Source organism: Algoriphagus sp. 10J20-15 (genome assembly GCF_055809615.1).
Genome location: NZ_JBVVUG010000045.1, coordinates 25947 through 48851, shown reverse-complemented (window position 1 = coordinate 48851; position 22905 = coordinate 25947). Strand labels below are relative to the sequence as shown.

The 22905-nt window shown below is 40.7% G+C and carries 27 protein-coding genes; 11 read left to right on the top strand and 16 right to left on the bottom strand.

Going from position 1 to position 22905, the window contains the following annotated elements:
• Window positions 1–106: 106 nt before the first annotated feature.
• The 4 genes from AC0L6R_RS19915 to AC0L6R_RS19900 all read right to left on the bottom strand — a co-directional run bounded on the left by AC0L6R_RS19915 (window position 107) and on the right by AC0L6R_RS19900 (window position 1605).
• Window positions 107–382 carry a VOC family protein gene (locus tag AC0L6R_RS19915; protein WP_473272813.1) on the bottom strand — a complete coding sequence of 92 codons (276 nt, stop codon included), beginning with the start codon at window positions 380–382 and terminating at the stop codon, window positions 107–109.
• The gene (locus AC0L6R_RS19910; RefSeq protein ID WP_473272991.1) at window positions 375–443 is read right to left on the bottom strand and encodes a hypothetical protein; all 69 of its coding nucleotides are present in this window, start codon (window positions 441–443) and stop codon (window positions 375–377) included. Before AC0L6R_RS19910 ends, AC0L6R_RS19915 begins: the two co-directional genes overlap by 8 nt.
• A gap of 375 nt (window positions 444–818) precedes the next feature.
• Window positions 819–1142 carry a hypothetical protein gene (locus AC0L6R_RS19905; protein WP_473272812.1) on the bottom strand — a complete coding sequence of 108 codons (324 nt, stop codon included), beginning with the start codon at window positions 1140–1142 and terminating at the stop codon, window positions 819–821.
• 13 nt (window positions 1143–1155) lie between these two features.
• Window positions 1156–1605, bottom strand: coding sequence for a hypothetical protein (locus AC0L6R_RS19900; protein ID WP_473272811.1), 450 nt, complete (start codon window positions 1603–1605; stop codon window positions 1156–1158).
• An 86-nt stretch (window positions 1606–1691) separates the two neighbouring features.
• Between AC0L6R_RS19900 and AC0L6R_RS19895 the strand changes: the two genes are divergently transcribed.
• From AC0L6R_RS19895 to AC0L6R_RS19875, 5 genes are all read left to right on the top strand, one after another.
• Window positions 1692–2375 (top strand): sugar phosphate isomerase/epimerase family protein, encoded by a 684-nt coding sequence (locus AC0L6R_RS19895; protein ID WP_473272810.1) that lies wholly within the window; start codon window positions 1692–1694, stop codon window positions 2373–2375.
• Entirely contained in the window at window positions 2360–2533 is a 174-nt protein-coding gene (locus AC0L6R_RS19890; protein ID WP_473272809.1) for a hypothetical protein, read from the top strand. The genes AC0L6R_RS19895 and AC0L6R_RS19890 overlap by 16 nt, the downstream gene beginning before the upstream one ends.
• Window positions 2534–2713: 180 nt before the next feature.
• Window positions 2714–3502 carry a geranylgeranyl reductase family protein gene (locus AC0L6R_RS19885; protein WP_473272808.1) on the top strand — a complete coding sequence of 263 codons (789 nt, stop codon included), beginning with the start codon at window positions 2714–2716 and terminating at the stop codon, window positions 3500–3502.
• On the top strand, window positions 3496–3732 hold the full coding sequence (locus AC0L6R_RS19880; RefSeq protein ID WP_473272807.1) for an NAD(P)/FAD-dependent oxidoreductase: 237 nt from the start codon (window positions 3496–3498) through the stop codon (window positions 3730–3732). Before AC0L6R_RS19885 ends, AC0L6R_RS19880 begins: the two co-directional genes overlap by 7 nt.
• Window positions 3693–3857 (top strand): hypothetical protein, encoded by a 165-nt coding sequence (locus AC0L6R_RS19875; RefSeq protein ID WP_473272806.1) that lies wholly within the window; start codon window positions 3693–3695, stop codon window positions 3855–3857. Before AC0L6R_RS19880 ends, AC0L6R_RS19875 begins: the two co-directional genes overlap by 40 nt.
• Before the next feature lie 123 nt (window positions 3858–3980).
• Here the strand turns inward: AC0L6R_RS19875 and AC0L6R_RS19870 are convergent, their stop codons facing one another.
• Genes AC0L6R_RS19870 through AC0L6R_RS19860 form a run of 3 tightly spaced genes read right to left on the bottom strand, consistent with a single transcriptional unit; the run spans window position 3981 to window position 5471 of the window.
• On the bottom strand, window positions 3981–4250 hold the full coding sequence (locus tag AC0L6R_RS19870; protein WP_473272805.1) for a hypothetical protein: 270 nt from the start codon (window positions 4248–4250) through the stop codon (window positions 3981–3983).
• A 41-nt stretch (window positions 4251–4291) separates the two neighbouring features.
• A complete protein-coding gene (locus AC0L6R_RS19865; RefSeq protein WP_473272990.1) occupies window positions 4292–4459 on the bottom strand; it encodes a hypothetical protein in 168 nt (55 codons plus the stop codon).
• A gap of 10 nt (window positions 4460–4469) precedes the next feature.
• Complete coding sequence (locus AC0L6R_RS19860; RefSeq protein WP_473272804.1) at window positions 4470–5471, bottom strand: M61 family metallopeptidase; 1002 nt, start codon at window positions 5469–5471, stop codon at window positions 4470–4472.
• Window positions 5472–5575: 104 nt separating this feature from the next.
• On the opposite strand from AC0L6R_RS19860, the gene AC0L6R_RS19855 reads away from it, so the two are divergent.
• Both AC0L6R_RS19855 and AC0L6R_RS19850 read left to right on the top strand, forming a co-directional pair.
• On the top strand, window positions 5576–6181 hold the full coding sequence (locus AC0L6R_RS19855) for a DUF2911 domain-containing protein (protein ID WP_473272803.1): 606 nt from the start codon (window positions 5576–5578) through the stop codon (window positions 6179–6181).
• Window positions 6182–6305: 124 nt separating this feature from the next.
• Window positions 6306–8084, top strand: coding sequence for an arylsulfatase (locus AC0L6R_RS19850; RefSeq protein ID WP_473272802.1), 1779 nt, complete (start codon window positions 6306–6308; stop codon window positions 8082–8084).
• An 81-nt stretch (window positions 8085–8165) separates the two neighbouring features.
• Here AC0L6R_RS19850 and AC0L6R_RS19845 read toward each other — a convergent pair whose 3' ends face one another.
• From AC0L6R_RS19845 to AC0L6R_RS19830, 4 genes are all read right to left on the bottom strand, one after another.
• Window positions 8166–9050: an energy transducer TonB gene (locus tag AC0L6R_RS19845; protein WP_473272801.1), complete on the bottom strand. Its 885-nt coding sequence runs from the start codon at window positions 9048–9050 to the stop codon at window positions 8166–8168.
• Window positions 9051–9227: 177 nt separating this feature from the next.
• Window positions 9228–10442 (bottom strand): exo-beta-N-acetylmuramidase NamZ family protein, encoded by a 1215-nt coding sequence (locus tag AC0L6R_RS19840; RefSeq protein ID WP_473272800.1) that lies wholly within the window; start codon window positions 10440–10442, stop codon window positions 9228–9230.
• 364 nt (window positions 10443–10806) lie between these two features.
• On the bottom strand, window positions 10807–11382 hold the full coding sequence (locus tag AC0L6R_RS19835; protein ID WP_473272799.1) for a hypothetical protein: 576 nt from the start codon (window positions 11380–11382) through the stop codon (window positions 10807–10809).
• A 288-nt stretch (window positions 11383–11670) separates the two neighbouring features.
• Window positions 11671–11808 carry a hypothetical protein gene (locus AC0L6R_RS19830; protein WP_473272798.1) on the bottom strand — a complete coding sequence of 46 codons (138 nt, stop codon included), beginning with the start codon at window positions 11806–11808 and terminating at the stop codon, window positions 11671–11673.
• Between the two features lie 164 nt (window positions 11809–11972).
• On the opposite strand from AC0L6R_RS19830, the gene AC0L6R_RS19825 reads away from it, so the two are divergent.
• From AC0L6R_RS19825 to AC0L6R_RS19810, 4 genes are all read left to right on the top strand, one after another.
• Window positions 11973–12131: a hypothetical protein gene (locus tag AC0L6R_RS19825; RefSeq protein WP_473272797.1), complete on the top strand. Its 159-nt coding sequence runs from the start codon at window positions 11973–11975 to the stop codon at window positions 12129–12131.
• Window positions 12132–12952: 821 nt separating this feature from the next.
• Complete coding sequence (locus tag AC0L6R_RS19820; RefSeq protein ID WP_473272796.1) at window positions 12953–13576, top strand: hypothetical protein; 624 nt, start codon at window positions 12953–12955, stop codon at window positions 13574–13576.
• An 874-nt stretch (window positions 13577–14450) separates the two neighbouring features.
• On the top strand, window positions 14451–14897 hold the full coding sequence (gene tnpA / locus AC0L6R_RS19815; RefSeq protein ID WP_283411574.1) for an IS200/IS605 family transposase: 447 nt from the start codon (window positions 14451–14453) through the stop codon (window positions 14895–14897).
• Window positions 14898–15459: 562 nt separating this feature from the next.
• On the top strand, window positions 15460–15903 hold the full coding sequence (locus AC0L6R_RS19810; protein ID WP_473272795.1) for a hypothetical protein: 444 nt from the start codon (window positions 15460–15462) through the stop codon (window positions 15901–15903).
• 109 nt (window positions 15904–16012) lie between these two features.
• Here AC0L6R_RS19810 and AC0L6R_RS19805 read toward each other — a convergent pair whose 3' ends face one another.
• From AC0L6R_RS19805 to AC0L6R_RS19785, 5 genes are all read right to left on the bottom strand, one after another.
• A complete protein-coding gene (locus AC0L6R_RS19805) occupies window positions 16013–18466 on the bottom strand; it encodes an ABC transporter permease (RefSeq protein ID WP_473272793.1) in 2454 nt (817 codons plus the stop codon).
• Between the two features lie 205 nt (window positions 18467–18671).
• Window positions 18672–21032: an ABC transporter permease gene (locus AC0L6R_RS19800; RefSeq protein ID WP_473272792.1), complete on the bottom strand. Its 2361-nt coding sequence runs from the start codon at window positions 21030–21032 to the stop codon at window positions 18672–18674.
• A 34-nt stretch (window positions 21033–21066) separates the two neighbouring features.
• Entirely contained in the window at window positions 21067–21432 is a 366-nt protein-coding gene (locus AC0L6R_RS19795) for a four helix bundle protein (RefSeq protein ID WP_473272791.1), read from the bottom strand.
• 118 nt (window positions 21433–21550) lie between these two features.
• Window positions 21551–22246 carry an ABC transporter ATP-binding protein gene (locus AC0L6R_RS19790; protein ID WP_283411580.1) on the bottom strand — a complete coding sequence of 232 codons (696 nt, stop codon included), beginning with the start codon at window positions 22244–22246 and terminating at the stop codon, window positions 21551–21553.
• 200 nt (window positions 22247–22446) lie between these two features.
• Entirely contained in the window at window positions 22447–22815 is a 369-nt protein-coding gene (locus tag AC0L6R_RS19785) for a four helix bundle protein (protein WP_473272790.1), read from the bottom strand.
• Window positions 22816–22905 lie beyond the last annotated feature (90 nt).

Here is a 22905-nt window from a genome sequence, read left to right as displayed (position 1 = left end):
AGGTATAAACTAAATAGACTCGAAAATAATAAACTTTATCTTAGTTAAAGACTGGTCAATCCTAAATTAACCTCACTATCAAACTTTCTGATTTCTTTGGCAGTCATTAACTAGTGGAATGAAGTGCGATACGATTGCCTTCTGAGTCCAAAAAAACTCCCATATATCCATATTCCGGCGATATCATTCTTTTTTCGATCTGTACTTTACCTCCAGCTTCTTCTACTTTCTTCAATTCGATTGCCACATCTTCAGAAGAAAAATAAATAAGGGGACCGGCTAGTTCACTTGATTTGTAAAAATCTTTATGCAAAACTAAGCTTCCCCCAGCTCCAGAAGCGTCTCCTTCGCCTGGAAACATAGCCATTTTGAAATCACCCATATCCATTTTTTCGAAGCGTGCAGCTAAATACCTTTTGATAAAAAGATATCGCTCTATCCATATCATTAACCGGGATTTCAAACCAGCCTACAGTAACTTTCTTCATAGTCTCGGAGATTTAATTTTTTAATCACAACGTGGCTGAAAATCAATTCAGTGACAGATTTCCATCACACTCTTGTCAACTTTATTGGGTAAGATTTTCCGGCATTCCACTGACATACATAAATATTCTCGTCCTGATCGACACATACGTCATGGCAATGCTTAAATATTGCTTCAGATTGTACCATTAGCTGTAGTTCACCATTTCGGTATTCAGGAGCTGTTCCGCCTGGGTTACGATACGACCTTATTGTCTTTATCCAAGATAGCCACAAAGCCAGAATCAGGTGTTTGCTCCAAATATCGAAGCCTCGACCAACAAACTCCAGCGCTAGAGATTGTCCCCATGAATCACAGGTCTGCAAACAAAAGCACCAGGGCAGAGAAAATCGTTTCCGTATGCTCTCCCCATCCATGGTGAATCGTTTAAAGGAATTATGTCCACGCGGAGGTGCAAAGTTGGAGTAGGCGTCTTGCCTCCTCGCTGATCTACTGTAATACCATCTGCCGTGCTAAACTGCGCGTCCCCAGATCCGCTACCACCGAATTTGCGGATGAACTTGCCATTTTTATCGTAGTGTAGAAAAAACTGAGAACCATAGCCGTCCGCTATATACAAGTCACCGTTCGGAGCAACTGTAGTTTCTGTAGGCACAAAAGACATTTTCTCAGTATAAATCCCTTCGCTTAAAGGTGGGGCTATTTCCGTGACAATGGTGCCATTCGAGCGTAGTTTTTACTACTCTTCCTGCATTATCAGAAATCCATAGGTATTCTGCATCTCCCTCATCTACCAAAGTCAGGCCATGAGCCCGATCCATACCTAGTGTCCAGGCTTTAATGAATTTTCCAGATTGGTCATATATAATCACATTGTTTTTAGGCTCATCAGTGACCATAATCATCCGTCCTTTCCGATCCATCACCATTTCATGGCAATTGTTCACCGGTACTTTGGCTGGATCGAGCATACCCCACTTGGCATCTACTTGATATTTAAAATCGCCGTGACCTATTACTGCATCTGGTCTTTTGGCAAAGGAAAACGAAGGGGAAATTGACATTGCTAATCCTATCAGGGAGGTATTTTGAATAAACTTTCTTCTATTGGAATTCATGAGTATAAACTAAGGCTTCAATTTAAGTATTCTCTCGGAAACTAAATAAAATTATATATTTTAGGTCAAGACTAAATTAAATACAAATGAATAACTATTTAAAAGTAATCTCAATCACCCTACTAGTTGCACTACCCCTTTTCAAATCTCAAGGGCAAGAAATAGCATTACAGCTGTATTCCTTGCGCAATGAAATGAAAATTGACCCTGTAAAATACCATGAGCGTATTGCTGAATGGGGTATCTCTGCTCTCGAAGGCGGTGGCACTTATGGAATGACGGATACAGAATATTTAAAACTACTAGCCGATAATAACCTCAGGGTAATAGGTGTAGGTGCAGAATACCTCCAACTCACCAAAAACTTACAGCCTATACTAGACAAGGCGAAAAAATACGGAGCAAAATATGCGATCTGCTACTGGATTCCTCATGCGGAAGGTCCTATTTCTATGGAGGAAATTAAAATTGCAACTGCTCTTTTCAATGCCGTAGGTGCAGAATTGAAGAAAGAAGGAATCACTTTCCTTTATCACCCCCATGGATATGAATTTGCCAAGGATCGAAATAAGGTCAGATTCAATTACATGCTGGAAAACGCCAAAAATTTTGCCTTTAACATGGATGTGTACTGGGTAAAAATGGGCGGTGGAGATCCACTGAAAATCATGAAAAAATACATGGAAAATTCCCGATTCTACACCTCAAAGATCGTAGAAAAGGAACACTTGGATCTAAAAATGGTCAAGGCGATGTGGAAACCAATGTAATTCTCGGTACAGGAGATATAGATATTGCTGGAATCATCAAGGAAGCTAAAAAACAAGGTACCGAATACTTAACAATCGAAGATGAAAGTTCCAGATCCGTCACCCAAATCCCATTAAGTGTAGCATTTATCAAAAGAGAACTGGAGAAAAGCAACTAGCCCTCGAAGAGCAGATACATCAACTAGTGAGAATGGGATTGGTTCGTAAAATGCGGGAAGTTTTGTTGGAAGTAAAAGGTGAAAAGTATCCGAGCCTATACTAACACAAAAAAAACAGGGGTTTCTTTTCATTTTCTGTTTTCTTTACGCTGAAAATTTACTTTGATTTCAATTGCACACATGAATGATTATCAGGTTGCGGTCATAGGCAGTGGGCCATCGGGCGCTATGGCAGCCTATTATTTAGCCGAAAAAGGTATTTCCACAGTTATCCTAGAGAAAGAAACCTTACCTAGGTATAAAACCTGTGGAGGAGGATTGGTTTTCAGAGGTAGACGCAAATTACCCTTTGATATTTCATCTGTGGTGGACCGAGAATACGACCGAATGAAGGTCTACATGGCGGGTGAATCGAAAGTACTTACCACAGTGCGGGACGTTCCGGTGATCAGCATGGTGATGCGGGACAAGTTTGATAATTTCCTGATCGAAAAAGCGAAAGAAGCCGGGGCAACTCTTAAGCAAAATCATAAGCTAACTTCTATTACTTTTGGTGAAAACCCCATCCTTCACACCAGTCAAGGAGATATTCAGGTTAGGCTGATAATTGCGGCAGATGGAGCGCTCAGTCCTACTGCCAAACTCGCCGGCTGGGAAGAAACCCGTAAACTTATCCCTGCGCTAGAATACGAAGTTGAAGTAAGTCCTGCAGATTTCGAGCGATTGTCAAAGGAAGTGCGCTTTGATATGGATAGTGTTCCTCATGGATACGCTTGGAGCTTTCCCAAGGAAAATCACCTTTCTCTAGGCATTGCTTCTACCAGAAGGAAGAGAATTGATCTCAAAGCGTATTATAAGAAATACCTGGAACTGTTGGAGATTAAGGAAGTCATCAGCGAAAAAGCACATGGGTTTCAGATCCCAATTACTCCAGAACAGATGGTTTTTACAGAAAAAATGTCTTGCTGATCGGAGATGCTGCAGGTTTCGCAGATCCAGTGACCGCAGAAGGAATCTCGAATGCGCTTTGGAGTGGGGAATTGGCTGCTGAAGCAATTATAGAATCTGAGCTAAATCCAGAAAGGGCTGGCAGCATTTACCAGCAAAAACTGGAAAAAGAGATGCTTCCTGAGATCAGAACATCCCAAACAGCAGCCAAATGGTTCTACAGCTACCGGATCATCCGAAATATGCTCTGAGAAAATATGGAGATTACGCCATCAACTTCATGACTGACATCTACATCGGTAACAGAACTTATCCAAAAGATCTGATGAAGACCATCAAAAATAAAATTCTAGAGATCAAAAACCCATTAGCGTAAAGGGGCCATTTTAAGTGAAGTAGAAAAGTTGAAATCCCGACCTTACTATTTGCCTTCAAGCCAAGAACGTTTCGAATAGAACTCTGCAGGGAATCAAGGTTATTCATTCTGGAAATAGTGAATTTAGCTGCTTTCGGTTCCTGTCTTATTTTCCTTAATTTCTAGGCCAGCATATCCTAAAAAAGTATCGTAATCCAGCTCCTTCGTGGTGTACACATCTTCAAAAATCTCAGTCAAGGGAATTCCAGCCATTTCTTCACAGGTTTGCTGAAACTCTGCATCTGTAAATCCCCTGCCTAGATTTTGATAATAATGGGTGTAAAGTCTTCGCATGACATCATCCAAAGAAAGCTTATTTTCAGAGGCATTTCTGATCCCGAAATCAAGCAGCATACCCACCACAGGTCCTTTCGCATAATAAGAAATAGAACGGTCTAAGGACCCTCAGCCATCGTGCCAAAAGGTCCATCGCCCCAAGTAGCAAAACTTGCTTCCACTAATGATTGATGAACTTTTCCGGGATCATTTCTCAAATTCATTGATATTACTTCCAGGTTTTCGAAAAGCTCTTTTTCACTCATCAATCCACCTCTAAGTGTCACCAAATACTCATCAGTAAACAGATAGCCCTTCGCTCACCCAAAGCAAGTTTGTCTTAGTGCCTTTGTCATAGTCAAATGGTCCCAATTCAAAAGGGCGGATACGCTTAACATTGTAATGATGAAAATACTCGTGTGCGAGAAAATTCATCATTCTGAGCACACCTTCCTTATACTCCATCTGCTTGCCATCGAAGCTGACTGTAGTATTATTTAGATGCTCAATACCTCCTCTTCCTGGACCTATTGCTATAAAAGTATATTCCTCAAAAGGTATGTCTCGCATAATCTCCACGGATGATTCTACCACCTTTTTGAGATTTTGCATAAACGCCACTCGATCAAATTCACCCATTTCATAGCCAATAAACCTATGTTTCACGCCTTTAACTTCGAATGATGGCAACTCTTCCAACTCCCCGATCAAGAATGGACTGTCATATAAAACATCAAAATCCTCAGCGAAATAGGTCCTTTTATCATCAGAAATTTGCTTGAGTCCAGTGGCTACATCGGCCCATCGATCTACATCAACAGTAACGCTTACTGGTCTATTGATTTCTCCTTCCAAATACATAAACAAACCTGCCGGTATTAAATACGCATGGGTAGAATCAACCAAACTATTGGCAACAAACTTCTTATCCGCTTTCACTTCATAGCTCAGCATAATCTCAGAATTTTTGCCTGACTTCAATTGCCAAGTATTGGAATTGAGTTCGGTAATCGGGATTTCAGTACCATCTTCCCCTTTTGCAATGACATTGGAAACCTCCTCAGAATAATTCATCAATTGATAATAGCCTGGCATCCAATTAGGCATTTTGAGTGTTACTGTGTCATTCTCTCCCACCCATACATTCAGATTTACCTGAATTTTCTGATTCTGCGGATCATCGATTGATACTCGGTAGTGAAAATTAGGAGCTACTTGCTGTGAAAAAAGTAAATCCCCGCTTCTTGCAAATAAAATCAAAACAAGAAGTAGAATACACTTAGGACTAGAACACGTCATAAAAGATCAAAATTTAAGGAATGGTCAAAGATAAAATAAATGACTGTTTAGAGATGGGAAATACTTCTTAGATTGCTCTATAATCAATATCATTTATCTCACTTATGAAAAACAACAAACTCTTTTTATCGGCATTTGCCTTGATTCTCTTTTTCTCAGTTTCAAACACCTCTTTTGCGCAGCTACAAGCACCAGCACCTAGTCCAGCAGCTTACGTTTCCCAAAATGTGGGCTTCACCAAAATCAGCATTGACTACTCCTCTCCTGCTGTCAAAGGCAGAAAAGTTTTTGGTGAACTTGAAAAACATGGCGTTACTTGGAGAGCTGGCGCAAATGGCCCAACAATCATTGAATTCAGTACCGGAGTAAACATTGCAGGTAAAAACCTAGCTGCAGGCAAATATTCACTATTCATCACACCACAAGCTTCTGGTGACTGGACCGTCCACTTGAATGGAAAAGCTAATGCAGTTTTTGCCTACATGAAAGATGGTAAAATCGACGAGGAAGCAATGGCAAAAGACGATGCGGTTGCGATCAAAGTGACGCCGATTACAGCTCCTGAAACCTTCGAAAGACTGGCATACTTCATCTCTGCTGAAGACAATAAAGTTGCAACGGTAACCTTTATGTGGGCAGACGTAATGTTATGGTTTGAGGTAGATACCCAAGTGGATCAGAAGCTAGAGCAATTCAAAGGCGTTTTCTAACTTTCAGCAAACTTCAAATTTTATAAGGCCCGGATCAATTCCGGGCTTTTTTTGATTAAGACAATTCTCCTTAAGTTGCATGTAGGATTTTATTAGAGTCAGCCCACTTAACCTTCGTAGATCCATGGTACTTAATCCAAAACTTATTTTTCATCTGATCCTTGGTATTGGACTTCTGCTTTTACAATCCTGCAAGCCAGAAACCAAAGAAATCACCAAGCCAAATATCGTCCTCATCGTGTCAGATGATCAAGGTTGGGGTGACTTGGGAATCAATGGAAATCCAAACGTACATACGCCCAATATTGACAAGCTAGCTGAAAATGGAGTGCAATTCAGTAGATTCTACGTAAACCCAGTTTGCTCTCCTACCCGAGCGGAGATTTTGACCGGCAGATATCATCCTCGTGGCGGAGTATATTCTACATCCAGAGGTGGTGAGCGATTGGATCTGGACGAAAAAACCATTGCGGATATCTTCCAATCGAATGGGTATAATACGGCTGCATTTGCCAAATGGCACAATGGCTCCCAACCTCCTTATCACCCAAATAACAGAGGCTTTGAAGAGTACTATGGCTTTGCCTCCGGCCATTGGGGCAATTACTTCAACCCTATGCTGGAGCACAACGGTGAGGTAACCCAAGGAAAAGGATTCATCATCGATGACCTCACAGATCATGCGATGGAATACATGGAGAAAAACACAGATCAACCTTTCTTTGTTTACTTGGCATACAATACTCCACATAGTCCTATGCAGGTTCCTGATGTCTGGTGGGACAAATACAAGGATGCAGCTATAGATACTACTCATCGCTATGCCGATAAAGAAAAGATGGATAAAACACGAGCTGCTTATGCACTATGTGAAAACCTGGACTGGAATGTTGGCAGAGTTGTAGACAAACTCGATAGTCTGAAGCTTTTGGAAAACACGATCGTGATCTATATGTCTGACAATGGACCAAATGGCTGGAGATGGAATGATGGACTAAAAGGCATTAAAGGAAGCACTGACGAAGGCGGCGTACGTTCTCCTTTTATCATGTATTGGAAGGAAACATTAAAACCACAAATCATCTCCCAGATTGCCAGCACGATTGATATTTTGCCTTCACTGATGGACATGGCAGGAATCACAAATCCCTTCGAAAAGCCTCTTGATGGCGTAAGTTTGAAGCCTTTACTTATGGGTTCACAGGAAGAATGGGAAGAGCGAAATGTGTATAGCCATTGGAATGGCAGAGTCAGTGTACGTAACCAAAACTATATCTTGGATAGCGATAATCAGTTGTATGACTTAAAAGCAGATCCTGGACAGGATCAGCCTATTGCTCAGGCTCCATCTGCTGCTTTTACAGAATTATCTAAAGCAAAAGAAGAGTGGATCAATTCTGTGTTATCAGAGCTTGATCGCGACAGGCAGGAGATATTTCCAGTAGGATACAAAGACAGCAAGTACACACTCCTACCAGCCCGAGATGGGATTCCCCATGGAGGCATCGAGCGGTCCAGCATTCATCCCAATTCCTCCTTTTTCACCAATTGGACATCCACTACCGATAGCGTCACCTGGGATACTGATATTCTGACCTCAGGGAAGTACAAAGCAACTGTTTATTATACCTGTAAGCCTTCAGCAGTAGGTGCTACGCTAAAACTGAAACAGGGAGCAAATGAAGTCAGCACTCCCATCAATGAAGCCCATGACTCAGACTATTTAGCCGTGGAATATGATCGCTCTCCTCGGGATGAATCCTATGAGAAGGATTACAAACCCTTGGAAATCGGAGTAATTCAATTGGATAAAGGCCATCATCCTATTACCATGAAAGCTTCAGAAATAAAAGGCCCGGAATTTATTGAGGTTAGGTTGCTGGTTTTGGAGAGAATTGATTAAATCCAAACCTCCTTCATTAAGTTTTTCAGTCTCTAATTCCTATCTAAATCACGAGAGGTCAAAAATTCTTCTAACTCACCATTAAAACCTAAATGGAACTTTTAGATTCGTTGCAATCGGCTGATTGTCGTCAACTTGGGCAGGGATAAACTTCGGCAAGGAACTCATCACCCTTATGGCTTCTGCTTCCAACGCTTCGCCATTTTCAACCGTTTCCAAAACCTCCACATTACTCACATCTCCATTTTCATCTATACGCACATTCAGAAGTATCCGGCCTTTTGTCTCTGACTTTGGAGCTTTAAGATTTTCACTGATATGCTGTGAAATTTTAGCGTAGGTGCATTTTTCAATCTCCTGAGACGTACCCGAATCCTCACAGCCAAATGCTATGAATCCTCGTTCATTCGGCTTTCGATTTGGTTTGATGTAGGAAAAAGGTTGACCATTTACATTTAGCCCAATCATTCCTAAGCCTTTTTTGTAATACAAATTATAGACTGTCCCTTCCCGTTCTGAACTTTCCGTTTTCACTTCCAAGAGATCTGAAAATTCACAAAATGGAGTCGAATACGTGCTAGTCAAACTCACCACTTCATAGCTCCAGACCTGATCGCTACTTTTCCATTTTGTACCTACTTCTGGATTAGAAGGAAACTCCATGGATTGCCTGTTTTTCTCCTGATTCAAACTAAAAACGGCCTCATCCTCAGTACGCCAATACTTAGTTTTCACATCACCATTTGAATAGGATTGAGTTTCCACTAAAAAATATTTGCCCTCAAACTCTACGCTATCCCCAGCGAAAGTCGAAACATAGGAATTGTTTCCATAGGTGAGGTTTTTCTTCAACCCTACCTCCACAGGCCAATAGGCACCAGAAGCATTTTCAAAGCAGTTACTTTCCTGTCCAAAAAGATGAATAATAGACAGGAAAAAGATAGAAATTGAGAGTGGGCACTTCATTGATTTGAATCTCATAGGTAACGACATTTCTGAGCTAAAAATACTGCTATTTTTGAATGGGAAAGAAACTAGATATAAATCCCCCAGCCGTGGTCTGTGTCTCACAGACCACTTCGTTCACAAATCATTTCGGTCTGTGAGACACAGACCGAGGCGATGGCTATTAGTTGATAGCGCTCAAGGATAAAGCAAATACTTTTCTCGCATTTTCTTATAGGCAGTAAGCTCAGGTTCCCAGCCTGCTCGAATCTCTTCCATAGGAACACCATCAATGATTTGCTGTCTGAAATCCCCCCTACCTATCTGCATTTCGATGGTATTCATCTGGTTGCTGAGCTTAGAATCAAAAAACTTTTCCTTCTCTGGGCTAGCTTTATAAAGCTCACGGATCCATTCAAAATTGATTTGTCCGCTAGCTCTTAATTTTTCAGTGTCATATTCCCGCAGATCAATTCCATAGCAAACCTGATCCATAAAAAGTGGGGTTTCAGCCATGCCTTTGATACCTGTTGGGGTGAAGCTGAACTCGTAGATTCCCTTGTAAGCAGGACTTCCCAACACGGTAAAAGGAAAATAAGTACCGCGTCCAAGATTGATGTACGTTCCTTCAAACATGCAAAGGCTAGGATAAAGCAAGACCGACTGCGGAGTATTCAAGTTTGGCGAAGGAGACACCGGTAAATCGTACCGCATATCATGCGCATAATTTGCGACAGGAATTACCTGTATATCCGCTTTCACCTTGTTTGCCAACCAACCTTCTCCGTTGGCCATCATCGCAAACTCCCCTACGGTAAGACCATGAGCCATAGGAATAGGAAACATCCCGATTCCTGATTTGTAGTTCATATCCAGCACCGGACCATCGATCAAATACCCGTTTGGATTTGGCCTGTCCAGGATAATCAAGCGCTTACCATTTTCCTGACAAGCTTCCATGAGCCGAGCCAAGGCATTGATATTGGTGTAAAATCGTACTCCCACATCCTGCAAGTCATAGATCAGAATATCCACATCTGCCAAATCCTCCTTGCTAGGTTTGCTTTTTCTACCATAAAGGGAAATTATAGGAATCCCTGTTCGCTCATCTTTCTCATCACTCACTTTTGCGCCAGCACTGGCATTTCCTCTAAAACCATGCTCCGGCCCAAAAACTTTTACGATGTTGATTCCTAAGCTCTGTAAGCTATCTACCAAGTGAGTTTTACCGATAATAGAGGTTTGGTTGGCCAGTACGGCTACGCGTTTGCCTTTCAAAAGCGGCAAGTACAATTCCGTTTGATCTGCTCCGGTTTTGATTTCTTGATCGGTTCCTTTGGCTTGTTCTGCAGGAAGTTTTGTGGTGCAAAAACAAAGGAGTATGCTCAGCGCAAAAAGTGAGATCGATTTCATGAGTTGGTTAAGTTTATTTCAGGATTTTTAAAAATACGTCATTGGGATGAACTAGGCAATTCAGATTATATAATGTGTCAGGCAGAGCGGAGTCAAAAGCGGTGTCAGATCTCCACTGTCTTATTGTTGTTAAAAAATATATCTGTATCTGCTTAGCTGCACATACCTACTTTGAATTAAACCTAGAAGTTCAAATTTGGCAATTCCCCCTTCCCAAAAGGGGGCAAGGGGAATTATTTTTGGCTAGTGCCAGATAAAATTCCTCCACCGTGGTCTGTGTCCCACAGACCACTTTAGGTTTATTTCGTTTCGGTCTGTGGTGATCCGCCACGGCGGATAGGCACAGGCCGAGGTATATAAAATCCTAACCACCCAACCTCCTGGTCACCACTTTATCAATTGCTTCAAAAAGCTGTTTGGGGTGACGGGTTCGCCAACTCACATCGTTTAACTTCCCTCCCATGACCAAGTACCGGTCTACACCAAACCTGCTCATTTCAGACAGGACATGATCCTGCAGGTTTAGCATGACGATCCAGCCGTCTTCTAATTCATCCTGCCATTCGTCGTAGTAATCATCAGCCTCCAGATCACCATGGAAGTTGAGCACATTCTCACAAATCAGTATGTATTTATTGATGCCCTCTGCGATCATCAATTCGATGATATTCCGCTTCAAGGTCATAATATCATTGTTCAGCAGGTCATTCCACTCACCTATAAATTCAATCACAGCAAAACCAAGGTGATAGTCCGCATAGAGTACTTTCAGAAAAAGCGTCTCAGATTCCATGCTATCCCACTGTGGGTGAATCAGAAAATTATAGATCTGATCGGTAAAGTGAATCTCGCTGTTTTGATATTCAAAAAACGGAGATTGAGGATCCTCCGAAGCGATGTAAAGATGTCTCCAGTTAAAATATGGCTCAAGCGTATGCATGGTAGGTAAACAGAACTGACCTAGGCAAAGTTGCAGTTGATCCCTCCATTTACACTTCCCACCCCGTGGTCTGTGAGACACAGACCACTTTCATTCCCCATAGTCTGTGTCCCACAGCCTCTTTTTTTTCAGTTTATGTCGTTTCGCTCTTCTAGTATAGTTTATTTCGGTCTTTGGTGATCCGCCAAGGCGGACAGGCACAGACCTAGGTGAAAACTGCAATATTTTTATTCCAAGCCTGCCTGCAGCAGGCAGATCTGAAGACTTGAACCAAGAATCTTGAAAGGCCTAAGCACCTACTTTTGTGCCAACGGCACCACAAGTAACAGCCCTGAATACAGCGAAGCGAAATTCAGGGTAGGTGAAATTGATGTTGAAGCCAAGAGTGCCAAAGGCACGATCTGTATCCCTTGTTCTGTGTCCCATAGACCGTGGTGAGCAAGGAGTAAGGTTGTATAAACCTTCCTTATTTAAACATAAATCTTTTAACGCTCTCAAATAGCCTAAAAGCATTAGGAATTAAAAAAACTGCTTTTCGTTTTCGGGGTAAATGATATCTTTAGGAATCAATTTTTATCAACTACCCGAACATGGCTCATTTTTATACATCAATTGCTGAAAAAACTTGCAGATGCCTGTCCAAAATCACCCGAATCGATGCCCAAATCGACGATTTGGTGTATGAGTTAAATGGATTGACAGAGGAGGAGATTAGGATCGTGGAGGGGGTGAAGGATGAGTTACACTAGGCCAAAAAATATTGAATTTTGTTATATTTCAATTCACATAGTGAATAAATGTTTAATTGAAATCAGTCAAATAATTGGTCATAAAAGTCAAGATAAGTCACCAATTGCATTGTCGGATACTTTTAAGTTTTACTTATTCACTTTGCATAATACATTTATATTAGAACTCACCAAACTTCTGGAAAGAGATAATAAAAAAGAAAAATGAACATTTCGCTAGTCTTGAGAAGTTAAATAATAAATTACTAAACATAGTTGGCTTACAATATAAAAGTCAGTTTAACAAAAACAATGTACTTATTAATGAAATTAGAGAAAGTCTTATATTTAATAAAATATTAATCCTAAGAGACAAAAAGGTAGCTCACATAGATAATTCAAGATTGATTAGTGAATTTTCATTTCTCACATTTTCGATTGAAGAACTCAGTGATTTAAATACTGTTTTAGGTAAGATTAAAATATTGTTTAATAATTGTTTATCTGTGTTTGATATAGAATTGCTCTTGCCATCATTTACACAAACTTCCAATTTTTTAACTATTCATGAAGAATATAGAAGTTTTTCTCACAGTAAACCTAGTGAGTTCTAGAAATGGAAAAATGAAAACTTTAAATAAATTTAAAATAATTAGAATATAATAAATCGGCGGACAACAAACCTCCTATAAATGACTCAAAGACCGCAAAGGCCGTCAGCTAGATTTCCAAGATATTCTGCATTATCAAAAAATCATCAAGGCGCTTGTGGAGACGGATAGGGTGATGAGGGAGATAGATGGGGAGGGGGTGGTATAAAGTTAAAATCAATTAATGTAATTATGAGTGAAGAATATTTAATTATTAATTCAATTTTAGAAATAATTAAAACTAATGAAAGAGTCATCGACAGCTCAATTGTAAATAGCATAAAGAGGAGTGTGTGGGATAATAAATTTAGCATAAAATATGATCAAAACATCCATGATAGTTATATTAGAAAATTAGAAAATGAAGGCTTTATAAAAATTAATGTTCGAAGAAGCGGAGGTAAAACAACTTACAGTAGCATAAAATCAGGTCCATTATCTAAAATAGATTATTTAGAATATATAGAAAATAAGGAAAAATATGCTAAAGAGCAATATATTTATTTAATAAGTAATAACTATCAGCCATCAGGCACTATAAACCCATTTCACATTGAGGAATTATCTACAGATCATATCGACAATATTAATAAAAACCTGTCTTCTCAACAAGAGAAAGGAGGTACTAAAGCCATGCCTTCCACTTGGAGGTCTAAATTTAACAATATTACTTTCATATTATTTTTAATATGCGCAGCAATATTTGTTGTTTTTTTTGTGTTGGTTATAGGGCCGTATTTAATAGGGATGATTTCAATTGTTGGCCTTATGTTTATAGTATATTTATTTTTATCTGAGAAAAAATCTAAATGGTAATTCCCCATCCCCTAGGTGTGAAACTAGTGTTGTTCTATGCGTAGCTTATATCTATGCTTTTTTTTTATTTTTCAAATTGAAAAAGCTCTCTAAAAAGTTCAACCCCTCTGGGGTTGACATTTCAAATCAAGATCACCTATCCACGGGTTGCACCCGCGGTTATTGAAAAGTTGGACCTCTACGTGGTCATAAGGTGAAAGCAAAAACTTACCTATTTAAATAATCCTGAAATGCATGCCCATTTCGGTTGAAATCTAATCTTTCAATAACTGTTCTGAACAAATGATCCTGAAAGGATCAAACCTCTCAATAGCCATGGGTGCAACCCACGGTAAAAGAGCATCCAAATCCACCCCACGACCCCGAAGGTGGTCGAACTTTTTACATAATACCCATTGCCAATACCACCCAAATTCCCGAAATTCCAACACTCCACTAAGAGTAGAAACCTATACTAAGCGTAGATTGTATCTATCCTTTTTTATATTCTAGCATTTGCAATTCCCGATATGTTCAACCCCTCCGGGGTTGCCATATCCCATCACTATTTCACTTCCACGGGTTGCACCCGCGGTTATTGAAAAGTTGGACCACTCCGTGGTCATAAGGTGAAAGCAAAAACTTACCTATTTAAATAATCCTGAAATGCATGCCCATTGCGGTTGAAATCTAATCTTTCAATAACCGTTCTGAACACATGATCCTGAAAGGATCAAACCTCTCAATAGCCATGGGTGAAACCCACGGTAAAAGAGCATCCAAATCCACCCCACGACCCCGAAGGTGGTCGAACTTTTTACATAATACCCATTGCCAATACCACCCAAATTCCCGAAATTCCAACACTCCATTTTTCCACTAAATCCAGATTTTTATGAGCACTTACACACAGCTTATGTACCACATAGTTTTTTCCACCAAACACCGGGAACCCACACTTATCAAAGACGACAGACGCAGACTTTTTGCCTACATCCATCAACTCCTCACCAACAAAAATTGTCACCTATATCGGATCAATGGCGTGGAAGATCACCTACATATTTTAACCCATATCCATCCGACGATTGCGATTGCTAATCTGGTAAAAGACATCAAATTGGCCAGTGATGACCTGATAAAGGAGGAGAAGATTTTTCCTGATTTCCAGGGTTGGCAGGATGGCTATGGCGCATTTTCAGAAACTATAAAAGCCAAAGAAAGGCTAATGAAGTACATCAAAAACCAAGAGGAGCATCATCGTACCATTTCATTTGAAGATGAGTACAAATCCTTGTTGAATGAGTATGAAATCAAATTTGATCCTAAATATCTATTGTGATTTTTACATTGCAAGAGGTTCACCCACTCCGTGGTCGTGCTTGTGAATTTAGAACTAAAAGCAAGACCCCGAATGGGGTCAAACCATTAATAACCATGGGTGCAACCCATGGTAAACGAATATCCCAAAGTGAACCCCACGACCCAGAATGGGTCGAACAATATCAGATTGAAACTCTTGACTATCACCTTCGATCTCCGAATTATCAGTTCAGAACACATAATTATCACCTCGGAATGATTAGCGAGCGGCTAATAGGCGATAATGAGCAGCTCTGATCAGATTTTTTGCAGCTTCAGGGGAATGGTCCTATAGATGAGACATTCCGGGTTTTGAAAACCTCAAAGGTCTTTGGGTAACTTTGCTTTTTATTCCTGGTCTTTTTGGTTCACCCATAAAAAAAACGAAGAATTTTCTTTTTTGACCCGTCTGAGCGTAGTCAAATCATTGATTGGAACTGCGTGGGATTTGTAACTACACCCTCCTATTCTAACCAATTTATAATTGGTAATCTCCCCAAAGTTTTCTAAACCTTTTCTCTCCTGTCCAAGTAAAAACTACTATGAAGATCTTGGGAATACTTTTTTTCGCGATGTTGAGTTCTGGATTGCATGCTCAGTCGGTAATCGTAAATCCAGATGGAACTCACTCAGTGGTTATTGATCATGGCGTTCACAAAGTAATAGTCAATCCTGACGGAACCCACACCGTTGCCGTGAATCCGGGCAGCAACAATATCTTGGTAAATCCCGATGGTACTCATTCACAAATTATTGGGAATGGAAACTCGAAAATCATTGTAAATCCAAATGGAACCCATTCCATCCTATTCTCACAAGATGATTCCCAGCAAGTAGCTGCAAAACCAAACTCAGGATACCCATCCTTTTTCTTTAAAAAACGGGGAACCAAAACAATCATCCTTCCTGATGGGTCGGTTCTTCATTTCAAGAAAGTGAAGAAAAAGAATAAGTCACAAATTAATAATAGACCTTCGAGGTTTTAAAAACCTCAAAGGTCTAATCTACTTTTCAGATCTCAGCCTTTAGCTTTCTGACTTGGCTCTTGTGTCTTGAATCTTAGGTCTTACTTCTTGATACTTGCTACTCTAAAAACTACTCACTTTTCAATGAATCCACTGGATTTGAAGTAGCAGCCTTAATCGATTGATAGCTCGTAGTCAGCAAGGCAATCAGAATAGCGAATAAACCTGCACCAAGAAATACCTGCCAGCCTAACTCCTGCTTGAATTGGTAGTCTTCCAGCCACTTTTGCATGGCATACCAAGCGATAGGTGATGCGATCACAAATGCGATAAGAACTAGCTTGGCGAACTCCTTAGAGAGTAATACTACAATACTTCCTATGCTGGAACCCAGCACTTTTCGTATGCCGATCTCCTTGGTTCTTTGCTCTGCCGTAAAGGCTGTCAAGGCAAATAAACCCAAACAAGCAATCACTATTGCAAAACCAGCAAAGATGCCAAAGACTTTGCCTAGACGGGTTTCTGAGGCATACATTTGCCCGAATCTATCGTCAAGGAAAGAATAAGTAAAGGGTTGCCCCGGAGCCAGTTCACTCCATTTTGCCTCGATGAAACTTACTACCTCATCTGTATTTGCAGAATTGAACTTGAAGGAAGCAATGCCGCTTGGACTTTCACTCAGAAAGATCATCACTGAACCTATATTTTCTTTGAGCGACTCGAAGTTGAAGTTTTTGACCACCCCTACCACAGTCTTACTTTCCAATTCATCCAAATTAGCGGTCTCGTTATTACCCGCCATGGAGTAGATCTTTTGACCTATAGGATTTCCGATGAAGTTGAATTTCTTTGCGGCTGTTTCGTTGAGAATCACAGCGCTGGAATCAGAGGGGAAATCCATGGAAAAATCTCTCCCTTCCACTATTTCCATTCCCATGGTCTTCACGTAATCGTAGTCCACCTGCCAGTTTTGTAAGCTGACCATATTTTCGGTTTGCTTGGGATCCCTGCCCTCTGCCCACCAAGGCGTGTCTGATCTCCAGGTTCCAGACACGGGCAGATATCCGGTAATTGTCCCCGACTCCATCATACTATTTGCCAGAATCTCTCGCTTGAAGGTCTCCGCCTGACCCTCTAAAGCATAGATATCATCCACGGTGATAATCTGCTCCTTATTGAAGCCGATCTTCTTGTTTTGTATGTAATTCAGCTGGTTGAAAACTGCGATAGTGGCGATCACCAAAATGATAGAGATCGCAAATTGAAATACCACCAGCGAGCTTCGAATCATTCCACTTTTCATTCCCATGGAAACCTTTCCTTTCAGAATGCTAATCGGCTTGAAACCGGAAAGGAAAAATGCCGGATAAATACCTGCAAGTACGCCCGTACCAATCGCTCCTAAAATCAAAATCAGATAAAAAGACCCAAAGCTAAATGGCATGGCAAGTTGCCGAGCTGCCAAGTTATTAAACAGAGGAAGTAACAAAGAAACCAGAGGCACCGCGATCAAAAAGGAGATAAAGCTCAATAGTATGGATTCCATCAAAAACTGTCGAATCAAGTGCGTTCGGAATGAACCCATCACTTTCCGAATTCCTACTTCTTTGGCACGGGAAGAAGATCTCGCCGTGGACAAATTCATAAAATTGATACAGGCAATAACCAGAATAAACAAGGCAATTGCCACAAACAGATAGACGTAGGTAACATTGAAATTAGGCTCAAATTCCCCCATCAGGTCACTTTTCAGGTGGATATCCAAAAGAGGCTGAACTTCATATTCCATTTTCCCACCATTTACAAACATAGTCTCCAGCGAAGCTCCTTCGCCGAATAGGTTACCCAACTCAGGTGTTATGTTCTTTTCTACCAGAGATTGTAATTTTTGATTTAAAGCGTCAGGATCTGTGCCTTCTCTTACTTTCAGATAAGTCTGGAAATTATTACTTAGCCATGAACTGGTCTGCGCTTCTTCCAATCCCTCCATGGCCAATAAAAAATTGAAGTGGAAATGACTGTTTTGAGGAATATCTTCATAGACTCCAGTGATCCTAAAATCCATGTCATTATCCAAAATCAAGGATTTCCCTATGGCACTTTCCCCTGGGAAATACTTCTCTGCGATACTCTTGCTGATGGCCATGGTATTTGGTTCTGCCAATACCCCATCTCGGTTTCCTTCTAGAAGCGGAGTTCCAAAAACATTGAAATAGTCCTTGCTTGCCCAGATTACGCCATTTTCCTTGATGTTCTGATCTACTTTTTTCACCAGGTAAGAACCACGTCCTCTAAAGTTAACCGCATATTCCACCTCAGGGAATTCCTCAGGAAGAGCTTCAGCCATTGGAGCCGGTGCTTGGACCATATTCCAATGATTCCCACCAAAAATGATATCCGCATGAATCCTGTAGATCTGATCGGCATCTTTGAAGTGCTTGTCGTAGGAAAGCTCGTTGATTACAAAAAGTGAGATAATCATGCAGACCGCCACGCCCACCGATAGCCCTAGGATATTGATGAAGGTGTAGAACTTATGCTTCTTTAAGTTTCTGAGGGCGATTTTGAAATAGTTCTTAAGCATGGTTAGATAATTAAGGATTGAAACATAGGAAAATTGGAAGATTTAAAATTCAGATTTTGGAAGGCGGTAAGGTTGCCAGATATCTGGTTGTCTTTGTCCTCCAATCTATAAGTCTTTCCTTTTTATTCGATCTAGCTTCTTGGTTCTTGACTCTTGATTCTAGTTACTTGGAACTTGCTACTTAAGTCTTATTATCAGCTACTTCCTACTCACTTTTCAAAGACTCCACAGGATTTGCAGAGGCTGCTTTAAACGCCTGATATCCTACGGTAATCAGAGAAATCACAATCAAAAGCACACCTGATCCAGCAAATATCCACCAGCTCAAATCTGTCTGGTAGGCATAGCTTTCAAGCCAGTTATTCGCGAAATACCAGGCAATAGGAATGGCAATCAGGATAGAAACCAGGATCAATTCGATAAAGTCTTTTGAAACCAAAGTCAGCACGCTCATTAAAGAAGCTCCCATGACTTTGCGCACTCCAATTTCCTTTTTGCGCTTCTCTGCAGTAAATGCGGCCAAGCCAAACAAACCTAGACAAGACAGGAAAATCGCCATAACACCGAAGTATTTTGCCAGCTTGGAAACCCGCTGCTCGGAGGCATAAAGCGACTGGTAATCTTCATCCATAAAGGAGTAGTTCAAGGGCTGTCCAGTAAATTTTTCATAGACATCGGAAACACCTGCAATACTAGCCTGCTGATCATTTGACTCAATTCTCACCATTACCTTTTGAGCAAAACTCGGATCATATTTCAAAAAAGCTGGCTTTACTTTTTCCTTCAAAGATTCAAAATGGAAGTCCTTCACCACACCGATCACCTCTTTGTCCTCGCCCCATAAGTTGACTATTTGACCCACTGGATCTTGGAAACCTATAGTTTGAACTGCTGCTTCGTTTAGGATTATTTTATTTTCTTCCTCCCCATACTCAGGAGAAAAGGCTCTTCCTGCCGCCATGTCAAAACCCATGGTTTCAATCAATCCCATGTTGATACTGATATTTTCAAACTTGACTTGTTCCTCTTCATTTTTACCCTCCCAAGTCAGACCGATAGTCGCACTGGCAAGTCCAACCAATGGGTGTGATAAGCTGGATGCATTGCTTACCCCAGCTACTTTTTTGGTTTCTTCAAGATAGGCCTCCAATTGGTTTGGAGTTATTCCAGAGGCATTCAATTCCAATAATTGAGCTTGATTATAACCCAGATTTTGATTTTGGATATAGCTCATTTGCTTGCTCAAAACCGTGATCCCGATAATCAGTAGAAGTGAGATTGAAAACTGAAATACTACCAGGCCTTTTCTGGCTAAAAGCTCTCCAAAACTTCCCTTGATAGTAGTTTTCATCACCTCCACTGGCTTAAACTTGGAGAGATATATAGCTGGGTAAATCCCTGCCAATAATCCGGTAATCAACCAGACACTGAATAAGATGATCAGCACATCTGGCTTAAATGATAGCGTCAGGGATTTGGAAGTGACCTGATTGAAAAAGGGCTGAAGAACAAAAGACAACAACACTGCTAAGACTAGGGCAAATAGGGTCAAAACCAGTGATTCTGATATGAATTGGCCGAAAAGACCAGCTCTACTTGCTCCCATGGATTTCTTCACACCAATTTCCTTTAACCTACTCATAGATCTGGCCGTGGTCAAATTCATGAAATTGATGCATGCGATAACCAGGATAAAAATGGCGATCACTGAAAAGATTTTTACGTAGCTGATTCTTCCGCCGGCTACTTTTCCATCCTCATAAGTGCCATACAGATAGGTATCTCCAAATGGCTGTACAAAGACGGAGACATTGGACTCTACTTCCTTATTTGTGATGAAATCAGAGATCTGGGCATTAAAACCATTGATGTCAGTTCCTTCTTTTAAGAGGACAGTTGTGGTAGAATTGTAATTATCCCAATGGGCGCCCTCTCCCAGCATTTGTTTGAAATAGGGAAATGCAAGCAGAAAATCAGGCTTATCAAGGTCTAGTTTCCCGAAGTCCTTATAAACTGCGGTAACTTCTACCTCATTCGCAAATTCAAAAGCCTGCCATTTCAGAGACTTGCCTAAAGCCAATTGTGGACTTCCAAAAAGTTTGGTAGCCAAAGTTTCAGAGAGCGTGACGGCATTGATATCCGTTAATGCTTTTTGCGGGTTTCCAGCAACAAAATCCACATCGAAAATCTGGAAATACTCCTGATCTACAAAAAACCCACCCCCGGTCATTTTAGTATCTCCCTGCTCGAAAGTAACACCATCAATAAAAGAAGAATGCGCTGTTGCCTTTTCCACCTGAGACAATTCCACATTCATGGCTTCAGCCATCAACGCAGGGGTGTAAGGCACGGTGACAATCCCGGTGGAATTATCATGATTCGTCATCACCTGGTAAATCTGATCTACCTGAGTATGGTAGCGATTTATACTCATTTCATCCTTCACCCATAGCAAAATCAGAATGACCGTAGTCAGACCAACCGTCAACCCAAAGAGATTGATAGCAAAAATATGCTTGGACTTCATGAAGCTGCGGAAGGCGAGGAGGATATGATGGCGGAGCATGGGGAGTGGGAGGTTGGAGGTTGGAAGTGGGAGGTTATTTATCGGTTGATTTTAGTGTATTCCTAAAGGCGGCGATGCTATTCATCAAGTCAAAAGCTTGTTTATAACTATTCTGAAAGGATTCTTCTTCAATGTATCCGCGAAGTTTTGCTTTGTGAAGGCAGGTCACTACCTCAGCTAGTGATCTTAAGGAATAGCCAACAAATTTCCTGAATTCAGCTTGAGAATTACCAGTCGCTCCTTCTGCAATATTCAATGCAATAGAGTCAACTGCTCTACGGATTTGAGAAGTAAGGCTGTACAATTCCTCTTTTGGAAAATCTTTAGACATTCCAAAAATCATCTCGCCAAATACCATTGAAGTTTGCCAGATACGAAGTTTTTCAAATTTAAAATCCATCAATTATTCGTTTTAAATTATATATCAATCGACAACAAAGCTCAATAACCACATATACTGTGATCACCAAACTTCCTACATCCCGACTTCCTACTCCCTAACCTCCTACTTCCCGACTTTAAACGTGAAACTGCTCCCTAATATTCTCAGTCACTACTTTACCATCAAATAGGTTGATGATTCGGTGAGCATAGTTAGCATCATGCGGAGAGTGAGTTACCATGACGATGGTAGTCCCCTCGTTATTCAATTCTTCCAAAAGACGCATTACTTCCTCGCCATTAGTAGAGTCCAAATTACCTGTAGGTTCATCGGCAAGGATCACGGATGGCTTAGCTACAATTGCTCTGGCAATAGCCACACGCTGCTGCTGACCACCAGAAAGCTGCTGAGGGAAGTGATTTCTTCTGTGCATGATATTCATTCGGGTAAGCACTTCTTCAACCCTTTTTTTGCGTTCATCGGCTGCGATTTTAAGGTAAAGCAGTGGTAGCTCAACGTTTTCGAATACAGTCAATTCGTCGATCAGGTTAAAGCTCTGGAAGACAAAGCCGATATTTCCCTTTCTGAGTGAGGAACGCTGTCTTTCAGAGAATTTTGCAACTTCATGTTCAAGAAAGTGATACTCTCCATCATCAGGATTGTCCAGCAAACCAAGGATATTCAGGAGAGTGGATTTACCACAACCTGAAGGACCCATGATAGCGACAAATTCGCCTTTTTTGATTTCAATCTGGATGTTATCCAAAGCAGTTGTCTCTACCTCCTCGGTAGCGTACATTTTTCTGAGATTGACAGTTTTGATTACGTTCATGTTTGTTATTGTTAGATGTCCGATGTCGGGTGCCCGATGTGGGCCCCTAAGTCGTTGTTAGATTTTTATTGTTAGATGTCGGATGTCCGATGTCCGATGACCGATGTCGGGTGCCCGATGATTTGGGAACCTTAATCATTGTTTATAATTTTTTTTAAGATATCTATTAACCTCTGTGTTTCAAGGCACTTCATTTCTAGCTAATTAATCTTTGACTTGAAGGATTGCATCATGTTCATTAGGTGAAAAGCCTCTGCATATAGTTTATTAAACTGTTCTTTATCAATATATTTTCTTCTTTCAGCTTTATGAATGCAAGTGACAACTTCTGCTAAGGATCGAATTGCATAGCCTAAGAACTTCTTGTATTCAGGGTTAGATTGAGAAATCGATCCTTCAGCAATATTTAAAGCAATGGAATCCGCAGCACGCCTTATTTGTGAAATCAAGTTATATATCTCGTCCTTATGAAAGTCCTTGGTCACAAGGAATATATCTTCTCCAAAATCCATGGCCTTTTGCCATATTTGAAGCTTTTCGAATTTAAAGTGAGGCACATATTCTTCCATAGCTCTATATTTTAAAACAAGAAATCACTAGTCATTCCACCCTCAATACCTGTCATCGGACACCAAGCATCGGACATCAAGCACCCCACA

Coding starts and splice junctions, on each gene's coding strand:
- AC0L6R_RS19915 (WP_473272813.1), bottom strand. CDS start 382: ATGGGTGATTTCAAAATGGCTATGTTTCCAGGCGAAGGAGACGCTTCT.
- AC0L6R_RS19900 (WP_473272811.1), bottom strand. CDS start 1,605: ATGAATTCCAATAGAAGAAAGTTTATTCAAAATACCTCCCTGATAGGA.
- AC0L6R_RS19895 (WP_473272810.1), top strand. CDS start 1,692: ATGAATAACTATTTAAAAGTAATCTCAATCACCCTACTAGTTGCACTA.
- AC0L6R_RS19885 (WP_473272808.1), top strand. CDS start 2,714: ATGAATGATTATCAGGTTGCGGTCATAGGCAGTGGGCCATCGGGCGCT.
- AC0L6R_RS19875 (WP_473272806.1), top strand. CDS start 3,693: ATGGTTCTACAGCTACCGGATCATCCGAAATATGCTCTGAGAAAATAT.
- AC0L6R_RS19870 (WP_473272805.1), bottom strand. CDS start 4,250: ATGCTGCTTGATTTCGGGATCAGAAATGCCTCTGAAAATAAGCTTTCT.
- AC0L6R_RS19860 (WP_473272804.1), bottom strand. CDS start 5,471: ATGACGTGTTCTAGTCCTAAGTGTATTCTACTTCTTGTTTTGATTTTA.
- AC0L6R_RS19855 (WP_473272803.1), top strand. CDS start 5,576: ATGAAAAACAACAAACTCTTTTTATCGGCATTTGCCTTGATTCTCTTT.
- AC0L6R_RS19850 (WP_473272802.1), top strand. CDS start 6,306: ATGGTACTTAATCCAAAACTTATTTTTCATCTGATCCTTGGTATTGGA.
- AC0L6R_RS19845 (WP_473272801.1), bottom strand. CDS start 9,050: ATGAAGTGCCCACTCTCAATTTCTATCTTTTTCCTGTCTATTATTCAT.
- AC0L6R_RS19840 (WP_473272800.1), bottom strand. CDS start 10,442: ATGAAATCGATCTCACTTTTTGCGCTGAGCATACTCCTTTGTTTTTGC.
- AC0L6R_RS19835 (WP_473272799.1), bottom strand. CDS start 11,382: ATGCATACGCTTGAGCCATATTTTAACTGGAGACATCTTTACATCGCT.
- AC0L6R_RS19830 (WP_473272798.1), bottom strand. CDS start 11,808: ATGGGACACAGAACAAGGGATACAGATCGTGCCTTTGGCACTCTTGGC.
- AC0L6R_RS19825 (WP_473272797.1), top strand. CDS start 11,973: ATGGCTCATTTTTATACATCAATTGCTGAAAAAACTTGCAGATGCCTG.
- AC0L6R_RS19820 (WP_473272796.1), top strand. CDS start 12,953: ATGAGTGAAGAATATTTAATTATTAATTCAATTTTAGAAATAATTAAA.
- tnpA (WP_283411574.1), top strand. CDS start 14,451: ATGAGCACTTACACACAGCTTATGTACCACATAGTTTTTTCCACCAAA.
- AC0L6R_RS19810 (WP_473272795.1), top strand. CDS start 15,460: ATGAAGATCTTGGGAATACTTTTTTTCGCGATGTTGAGTTCTGGATTG.
- AC0L6R_RS19805 (WP_473272793.1), bottom strand. CDS start 18,466: ATGCTTAAGAACTATTTCAAAATCGCCCTCAGAAACTTAAAGAAGCAT.
- AC0L6R_RS19800 (WP_473272792.1), bottom strand. CDS start 21,032: ATGCTCCGCCATCATATCCTCCTCGCCTTCCGCAGCTTCATGAAGTCC.
- AC0L6R_RS19795 (WP_473272791.1), bottom strand. CDS start 21,432: ATGGATTTTAAATTTGAAAAACTTCGTATCTGGCAAACTTCAATGGTA.
- AC0L6R_RS19790 (WP_283411580.1), bottom strand. CDS start 22,246: ATGAACGTAATCAAAACTGTCAATCTCAGAAAAATGTACGCTACCGAG.
- AC0L6R_RS19785 (WP_473272790.1), bottom strand. CDS start 22,815: ATGGAAGAATATGTGCCTCACTTTAAATTCGAAAAGCTTCAAATATGG.